Origin of the sequence: Xenorhabdus sp. NBAII XenSa04, from assembly GCF_963866145.1 — a bacterium.
GTDB classification, from domain to species: Bacteria; Pseudomonadota; Gammaproteobacteria; order Enterobacterales; family Enterobacteriaceae; genus Xenorhabdus; species Xenorhabdus indica.
Genome location: NZ_CAWMEB010000404.1, coordinates 53,879 through 62,565, shown reverse-complemented (window position 1 = coordinate 62,565; position 8,687 = coordinate 53,879). Strand labels below are relative to the sequence as shown.

8 protein-coding genes and 1 pseudogene are annotated in these 8,687 nt (G+C 44.4%); 1 reads left to right on the top strand and 8 read right to left on the bottom strand.

Features of this window, described 5'->3' with window-relative positions:
* Positions 1–288: 288 nt before the first annotated feature.
* Positions 289–1,494, top strand: a complete 1,206-nt coding sequence (tyrP, locus tag AAC147_RS14555; protein ID WP_047682381.1) for a tyrosine transporter TyrP — start codon at positions 289–291, stop codon at positions 1,492–1,494.
* A gap of 49 nt (positions 1,495–1,543) precedes the next feature.
* On the opposite strand, the gene AAC147_RS14550 is transcribed toward tyrP, so the two are convergent.
* From AAC147_RS14550 to AAC147_RS14515, 8 genes and pseudogenes are all read right to left on the bottom strand, one after another.
* Positions 1,544–2,086 (bottom strand): YfaZ family outer membrane protein, encoded by a 543-nt coding sequence (locus tag AAC147_RS14550; RefSeq protein ID WP_047682379.1) that lies wholly within the window; start codon positions 2,084–2,086, stop codon positions 1,544–1,546.
* A gap of 112 nt (positions 2,087–2,198) precedes the next feature.
* The gene (menE, locus tag AAC147_RS14545) at positions 2,199–3,620 is read right to left on the bottom strand and encodes an o-succinylbenzoate--CoA ligase (protein WP_047682377.1); all 1,422 of its coding nucleotides are present in this window, start codon (positions 3,618–3,620) and stop codon (positions 2,199–2,201) included.
* Positions 3,598–4,602: an o-succinylbenzoate synthase gene (menC, locus tag AAC147_RS14540; protein WP_047682375.1), complete on the bottom strand. Its 1,005-nt coding sequence runs from the start codon at positions 4,600–4,602 to the stop codon at positions 3,598–3,600. The genes menE and menC overlap by 23 nt, the downstream gene beginning before the upstream one ends.
* Positions 4,602–5,459: a 1,4-dihydroxy-2-naphthoyl-CoA synthase gene (gene menB / locus AAC147_RS14535; protein WP_047682374.1), complete on the bottom strand. Its 858-nt coding sequence runs from the start codon at positions 5,457–5,459 to the stop codon at positions 4,602–4,604. The genes menC and menB overlap by 1 nt, the downstream gene beginning before the upstream one ends.
* A 12-nt stretch (positions 5,460–5,471) precedes the next feature.
* Complete coding sequence (gene menH / locus AAC147_RS14530; protein WP_052189569.1) at positions 5,472–6,317, bottom strand: 2-succinyl-6-hydroxy-2,4-cyclohexadiene-1-carboxylate synthase; 846 nt, start codon at positions 6,315–6,317, stop codon at positions 5,472–5,474.
* Entirely contained in the window at positions 6,314–8,038 is a 1,725-nt protein-coding gene (gene menD / locus AAC147_RS14525; protein ID WP_047682372.1) for a 2-succinyl-5-enolpyruvyl-6-hydroxy-3-cyclohexene-1-carboxylic-acid synthase, read from the bottom strand. The genes menH and menD overlap by 4 nt, the downstream gene beginning before the upstream one ends.
* 130 nt (positions 8,039–8,168) lie before the next feature.
* Positions 8,169–8,387, bottom strand: a pseudogene (locus AAC147_RS14520) (chorismate-binding protein); the annotation flags it as partial.
* Positions 8,332–8,511: a hypothetical protein gene (locus AAC147_RS14515; RefSeq protein ID WP_156115370.1), complete on the bottom strand. Its 180-nt coding sequence runs from the start codon at positions 8,509–8,511 to the stop codon at positions 8,332–8,334. The pseudogene AAC147_RS14520 and the gene AAC147_RS14515, both read right to left, overlap by 56 nt.
* Between the last annotated feature and the right edge of the window lie 176 nt (positions 8,512–8,687).

Below are 8,687 nucleotides of genomic sequence, written 5' to 3'. Positions count from 1 at the left end.
CTTAAGATCCTGTATATGATAAAGCAGTAGTAACCTGACTATGGCGAGTTAAGGTGAAAACTACCTTTGAAATTTATGTTTCCTCCCAAATACTCTCCTCTTTCATACAAATCATGCTCCCATAAACAACAATAAGAAATTATCCGTTTTTATTGTTTTCTTTCCACCGACATACAGTGTAATTATTTATTTACATCGTATGTACTATAAATTTGACAGCCATAAATCAATCCTTTACCCTGCCTGTCTTATAACTATTTTTCCAACATATTCAGAGACGAGGATCGCGTGAGGAATCGCACTATTGGCAGTATTTTTATCGTCGCTGGGACGACGATTGGAGCTGGGATGCTGGCAATGCCATTGGCTGCGGCAGGTGTAGGTTTTGGAACAACACTCGCCATGTTAATCACTTTATGGGCATTGATGAGTTACACTGCACTTTTGCTGGTAGAAGTTTATCAACATAATCAAGCCAATACAGGCTTAGGCACCATTGCCAAACGCTATTTGGGGATCGGCGGACAGGTGTTAACAGGTTTCAGTATGCTATTTCTGATGTATGCCCTGACAACAGCCTATATCAGTGGCGCAGGTGAATTGTTGGCTGTCAGCCTTTCCGCCTGGATGGATAAAACAATTACTGTTTCTGGCGGGATCATCGTGTTTACGATAGTTGCCGGAGGTGTAGTCTGTATCAGCACGCAATCTGTTGATTTAATTAATCGCCTACTGTTTACCGCCAAAATCATTTTTCTGCTAGTCGTGCTCGGTGTGATGATGCCTCATGTTGATAAAATCAATCTAATATCCATGCCAATAGAAAAAGGGCTTGTACTGTCTGCGATTCCGGTGATTTTTACTTCCTTCGGGTTTCACGGCAGTGTGCCAAGTATTGTTTCCTATATGAAAGGAGATACAAATAAGCTACGGAAGATATTTATCATCGGTAGTGCTATCCCGTTGGGCGCTTACATCCTGTGGCAATTGGTTACTCTTGGAGCCATTTCTTCCAACACCTTTGTCGGTATTCTTGCACAACAATCTGGTTTAAACGGCTTATTGCAGGCAGTCAGAGAAGTTGTTGCCTCACCAAAAGTAGAACTTGCTGTCCACCTGTTTGCCGACCTTGCACTGGCAACATCCTTCCTTGGGGTTTCACTCGGTCTGTTTGATTACCTTGCTGATCTGCTAAAACGCCGTAACCACGCCAAAGGACGTTTGCAAACTGGTTTGATGACTTTTATTCCCCCCATGCTTTGCGCCCTGTTTTACCCTAACTTTGTTATGGCGCTGACATTCGCTGCTGTTGCTCTGTCTATTCTGGCTCTGTTACTTCCTTGCCTGTTGGTTTGGCGCAGCCGTGAAGAAAATCAGGGTGGATATCGTGTCAAGGGTGGTAACCTCGCATTGATATTAGTTTTTCTTTGTGGCCTTGCTGTAATTGTCATTCAGATTGGAATTGTCACAGGTATACTGCCAGAAGTGGGGTAAATAATTATCCGCATCTTTAATGGTGCGGATAACCCTAATTTAAAATATGTTAGAAACTCGCACCTACTCCGATGTAAAAACCGTCTGACACTTTATTATTGCGATTTCCATTTTTTCCTTTCAAATCAATAACCCGATAACCAGCATTAATGGTTATTGGTTTAAAGAGAATATAACGAATTCCGCCAGTTGCTTCAGTATAAGAATCAATGCCAGAAGTTAAACCCGATGGAGCACCATAAGCCTCACCGTATAATGACAAAGAAGGCATTACTTCCCAACTGAGGCCAACACCACCAGCCAAGGCAGCACCATCTTTCCCCACTTTTGGTGACAAGTAGAGAGCTTTACCACCAACACTTGCTGTTATCGGACCAACTGGCAAAGCAAAAGCAGCCCCCAAGCTTCCTAACTGGCCATTATGATCACTGCGAGTCCAATTTCCATTGAGGGACAATCCGGCATTTTTATCACCAATTCCCGCAGATGCGCTGGTATAGTGTTTTCCTGCTTCTATATTCATAGAAATTGCATTTGCAGTACCTGCCACAAAGAGCAAACTGGCTGCACTGACAGCAATAAAACCTTTCATATCTCTCTCTCTTCTCAATCAGTAATTATGGTCGTTGCTAATATTCGTGAGCCATTTTACTGAAATCCAATAAACACTATAGATTATGAATGTAATAAACTATTTAGATTCATCAAGATATGTAAACACTGGATCGTTTCAGTACCCATTCTTTGATCTGTTGACGTGAAGTTTTTATCCCGCCATTTTTCAAATGTTCTGGTAACAAATAACAAGCTACAGGTCGTTGGAATGTAGCAAGTTTATCGGAAAGCCAATTAACAAGTATTTTTGTAAGTTGAGGATCATGTGTTTCGATCACTGCAACAGGCCGATGCCCAAATTCAGTATCAGGCACTGGAACAACAAAACTTTGTTGAATTTGGGGATGCAGATTAATAATACGCTCAATATCTTCCGGCTGAATACCTTCACCACCACTGAAAAATTGGTTATCAAAACGTCCTAAAACACACAATTCGCCTTGTTTAAAAACACCCCGGTCACGGGTCGGAAACCAGCCTTCCTCTTTGGCTAATGGTTTTAATTTTCCATCAAACCAATAACCCATAGCGATACTGTCTGCCCGTATCTGTATTTCCTCATCCAACAAACGGATCTCTTTTCCCGGTAACGGCGTTCCTACTCCCGATAAGCCGTCTGCGCGTTTTGCACAGACTGTTGATGCCATTTCAGTCAAGCCATAACCGCACCAACAGCGGATCCCAATATGCTCAGCTTGTTGAATAAGTTCCAACGGTATCATTGCCCCGCCTAATAACACATCTTTCAAAGTCAGATCATGGTTACGAGGTTGGGAAAGCCAGCGCCACAGTTGAGTCGGTACTAATGAAGCATGCGTGCAACCCGATAAGGCTTTATCCAGAGAGTACATATCCCGCAATACCAATTCTGCGCCTTTCAATAGCCAGCGCCAAAGTATTCCCTGACCAGAGACATGAAATAGTGGCAACGACAGCAACCAACGATGATCCGGCTGGAAATCTATGCGTGAAAGGACACCCTGTGCGCTGGCAAGGTGAGCACCAATAGAATGCACGACTGCTTTGGGCAACCCGGAAGATCCTGAAGTCAGGATCATGCTAGCCGGGCGATTGATATCCCATGAAACACATTTACCTGACACTTTTTTACCTGACATAACTGTAAACTCAGTTTGCCAGTTGAGTTCCGTTGCCTGAATGGCCGATACAGGTAAGCCGGTAAAATCAGCCACAAATGCCAGATTTAGGTGAGGAAGTAATTCTGTCAACAACGATTCAGGAAGTTGAGGATTGAGTGGTAAGGCTCTTGCACCGCATTGCAGAACAGCAAGATAACATAACAAGAGATCTGCACTGTTCTTGCCTCTTAGGATCACACCATCACCTTGTGATACCCCCTGTAGCCGGAAGCAATTCGCAATAGTGTTAATTTTTGTTGCCAATTCCTGCCAGGTTATTGCGTTGTCACACAACCAAATTGCCTGTTTTTCTGGGTAACAAACCGCCCAATGATGCCATGGCCATTGATTAAACGACACTAATGAATTCATAATTCCACATCACTTCCAGTTCGTCTAATTCCATACAAGGCATATCACTGTCTGGCCAGCAACGGATAAGTTGCGATTGAATCAGATTGAGTGTATCCAGCCCTGGCAGGGTCTCTGGTGTTAGCCAATATGCTAAGCGGGCCAGTTGTGTCAGACCAAAACTGGTTTCAATACTTGAGCTTATCACAGCATCCAACCCGGCTTGATGAGCTTCGGTGATCAATTGGCGACAACGGGTAATACTACCTACTAACGTCGGTTTGATGATGATCGCGGTAACCCCTTCCTGGGCTTCTACTGTGAAACCTGCTTCACGAACACTTTCATCCCATGCAATGGCAATACCTGTCTCACGGGCAAATGCCAGTGAGTCTTCGCGGGTTTTACAAGGTTCTTCCAGAAAAGCAATACGCTGCCGATAATCAGGATTGATATACTTCGCAAATCCATCAGCTTTCGCTCGTGTCCAACTGCGATTGGCATCCAAGCGCAATTGTAGATCGGGTACGGCTTCCAGTAAGAGATTAACTACCATGCCATCCCGTACAGCTTCATAAAGCCCGACTTTCACCTTAGCCATTTTCCTCCCGGCTATTTTTCCCAGATGCAAGATCACATCATCAGGATCCCCCGTACATAATAGTGCTTTGTGATAATTGGCCTCTGCGGGAAGTTCGCCCTGTAATTCAGCAAGAGCACAACTGATACCAAATGCGACAGAAGGTAATTCACTCTGCTCTGGCTCTTTATTTTGCCCTGTTTCATTTTGGCACCAGTGTGTTAACCATTCCACCGCAGCACAGCAGGCTTGTTCAAGCGTTTCGTGACTAAATTCCGGCAATGGGGCAATTTCTCCCCAACCATGGTTACCATTTTCCTGCACATGCACTAACAAACCATCACGGGTTTTCAGACGTTGGTAACGTAAGATAACACCTGCCTCCATAGGCAGGCTGTATTGATATAAGGTTGCTTTACGCATTATGGATTACGTTTAAATTTACTGAAATCAGGGTGACGTTTTTCGTTGAACGCATTACGTCCTTCCTGCCCTTCCTCAGTCATATAGAACAACATGGTGGCATTTCCCGCTAACTCCTGCAAACCAGCCTGACCATCGCAATCCGCATTCAATGCAGCTTTCAGACAACGCAATGCTGTTGGGCTGTTTTCCAGCATTTCACGGCACCAGCGTACTGCTTCTTTTTCCAGTTCAGAATAAGGAACAACAGTATTGACCAATCCCATATCAAGCGCTTCCTGAGCATTGTATTGGCGGCACAAGAACCAGATTTCACGGGCTTTTTTCTGCCCCACAATCCGCGCCATATAAGATGCTCCCCAGCCACCATCAAATGAACCCACTTTAGGGCCTGTCTGACCAAAAATTGCATTGTCTGCTGCAATGGTCAGATCACACATCAGATGTAATACATGCCCTCCACCGATAGCATATCCGGCAACCATAGCAACAACGGGTTTTGGACAGGTACGGATTTGGCGTTGAAAATCTAATACGTTCAGATGATGTGTTCCGCCTTCATCTCTGTAACCACCATAATCGCCACGGATCTTCTGATCACCTCCCGCACAGAATGCTTTTTCTCCCATTCCTGTCAGGATAATTGTGCCAATGCTATCGTCATAACGGGCATCAGACAGTGCCTGAATCATCTCTTTAACGGTCAGAGGACGGAAAGCATTACGCACTTGCGGACGATTAATCGTGATTTTGGCGATACCGTCTGGAGATTTATGATAAAGAATATCTTCAAACCCGCTGGAACAATCTTGCCATTCAATCGGGAAATATAATTTTTCTTCGCTTGGATAGAGCATTATTGAACTTCCTTAACCAAAAAGTGATAAAAAATGGTTCACTGCGGCAGAAAAACCCGCAGGATTGCTGCTGTGAGCATTATGTCCAGCCTGGGGAATTATTTTTGATGGCAGTGCATACCGCTTCACAATTTCTTTAAATTTCTGATCGTGTTCACCACATAAATAAGCAAAAGGCACTGCTATTTTTTGTAATGCAGGCACTAACCAAGGCTGGTGCCCAAGTGAGGTACGTTCTAACATGTCAGCAATACTACAGCCTTTGTTTCGGCTACGAAGATGAATAAAACGGAGGCGCTGTTCCGGTGACAAATCTGCAAATACAGGTTGTTGATACCAGTCAGTCAAAACTGCCGACATGGATTCTTCACGAAAACGTTGTGCCCAATGCCTGTCATGCAACAATCTGGCCTCGCGCTCCTGCTGGGAAAACAGCCCCGGATTTCCCCCTTCTACCACTATTCCCCTTAATCCTTTTTGGTGACTGTGAGTCGTATTGTTTTGAGTTGCCTGGTTTTGGACTGCCTGGTTTTGAACTGCCTGGTTTTGAACTGCATAGTACATAGCAAGCCGTCCACCAAGTGAATAGCCGATTAACCAGTAATCGTGGATCTGATATGCAAGCAAAGTTTCGTTCAATAGCTTGCTCATCTCTGCAAAATCCCCCACAGCCGTAATATCGGCAGAGTCACCGTGACCGGGTAAATCAATCAATAAAGAAGCATATTGGTTACAGGCGGTTACGATGGGCAACCATTCATTGCCACGTCCCAACAGACCATGTAACCAAACCAGCCATGTGTTCTTCCTATCTACATTCACTGTCTCTGCATTGACTATCTGACCGGCCAATTTCATAGTTCAGTCACCTGTTTCAGCAACTCTTGCAGACATATCGCACCTTCGTTATCTGTCACGATTAATTCAATGATTGTTGCTGTTTTTTGCTGCCATGCCTGTTCAAACGACTGTTTCAATTCAGACCAGTTTTGTGGCGCACTATAATTCAAACCAAACATGGCGGCAGCGTGATTAAAATTGATATTTTGCGGCATACAGTAAAAACGCTGGCGTGTTTCCTGTGGTGTAGGCAGTAATGAAAAAATTTGGCCGCCATTATTATTTACGATAAACAACACTATAGGTGAAACGCTTTCCCGCAATAAAGCTAAGCTATTCAAATCATAAAGCGCAGAAATATCGCCAATAATCGCTAAAGTCGGCTTACTGGTCGCCCGTTGCACACCGACAGAAGTCGCTATTAACCCATCAATTCCACTTGCACCACGATTGCTGTAAACCGGATAACCCGCAGGGAGTTGTCCTAACGCATCAATCAAACGGACAATCAAACTATTGCCGACAAATAACTGCCCTTGCTGCGGTAATAATTGATGTAGCTGATGAGCAACCGCTGCCTCACTGAATTTTCCGGCCAATTGTGCGCTAACACAGCCGAATGCTTTTTCAGACCAAATCCCCAGTTCACTCGCCCAAGAAACCTTCGTCTCAAAAACCTTCGTCTCAAAAACATCAGGCATCTCTGTTTGAGCGGGGTGATACCGTAACCAATCAGCCACATGACAGGTAAACTTACGTCCCTGATGATTAGCGGGATCAAGCCTTCCCATAATAGGGTCAATAATCCAATACTCTTCTGGCTGACATTTGGCCTGCCACTGCAATAATCTTTTTCCGGTCAGACTGGAGCCAAACTGAATAACCAACTGCCCTTTTGCCAGGATTTCCTGCGTACAGGGATGGTTCAGCCACAAATCAGCGCAAGGCAAAGGTTGACCTGTTTGGGACAACACATCTCCAATCAATGGCCAGCCCATTTCTTTCGCCCACTGTGCAACAAGTTTCCCTTCTTCGGCTCCTATTCTTCCTGCCAGTACGACACCGCGTTTCTTCCGCCAATAATCCCAATCCGCTACTTTGGCAATAATGTGCGTTACTGATTGCTTAAGCCACGGCTGGTGGCCTTGCCACCAATTACCTAGCGTTTGCAGCCATGCCTGATATTTTTCATCGTCACCATATAACGGCTCAGCATAAGGGCAATTGATATGCAGCCCTCCTTGCTTCAGATTTGACATCGCATTATCAACGACAGAAACCAACCAACTGGCTGAAATATCGATGGTCGGTCGTGGCAGAGAAAGTGTTTGAGCCGGATGTGAGGCAAAAATATTACTCTGGCGAATAGCCTGATTCGCACCACAATCGATTAATTCCGGTGGTCTGTCCGCAGTGAGAAAAACCAACCGTTCACCGGTTAATCCGGCCTCAATCAGGGAAGGATACAGGTTAGCCACTGCGGTTCCTGACGTCACAATAACAGCAACGGGTTCCTGACTCGCTTTTGCCAATCCTAGCGCCAGATGACCTAGCCCTCTTTCATCAAAGTGGGTATGACATACCAGTTTACCGTTCTCTGCGGCAGCTTTTTTTACAACGGAAAGTGTCAATGGTGTGGAACGAGAACCAGGAGCAATACAGACATGACGCAGACCATGACGAGTCAGTGCTTCCAGTAAAAGTTCCGCCCAACGACGGTTCAGTGCGCTGTTTGACATAGAGTGTTCGAAAACTTCTTTCAAAAATAAGATGAATTATATAAGACATTCTTCACGCTTATTCTCTTAAAAACGCCTTCTTTGTTATAGCTCAAAGAAATGCCATGTAATTGACGTTATTTCCATGAACTTATTCATTTGCTGAGTTACCTAGCAATGAACGTAGTCCTGCGGCTTTATTCTCAATTTCTATCCATTCCTGCTCAGGATCAGAGCCAGAAACAATGCCTGCTCCCGCACATAATGACAATAAATCACCCTTTATATAGGCGCATCACAACGAAACAGCAAATTCATTCTGCGCCAAACATAAATACCCCACAGATCCGGCATACCAGCCACGGTGAAATTGCCGTCGTTCCTGCTAATGTTTCAGTAAATATCTGTAACTGATAGCGGTAATAAAGTCGTTCTGGGGTCGAAGCAAGAAAAGCAGAACGACTGAATACCAACTTCGCTAACATTTTTGGCATTAAGGATTTCGCATATATCAGCGATAACATTGGCAATCTGATCCACAAACTTCCCCACTAATAACTTAATAAAACGCAAAATTATACGAGTCACCAGGAATTATTAAAGTACTTATTATTTATCTGATTGTTTATGCGGTTGGTTTTGATCTGAATATCTAACGATAACTTCACCA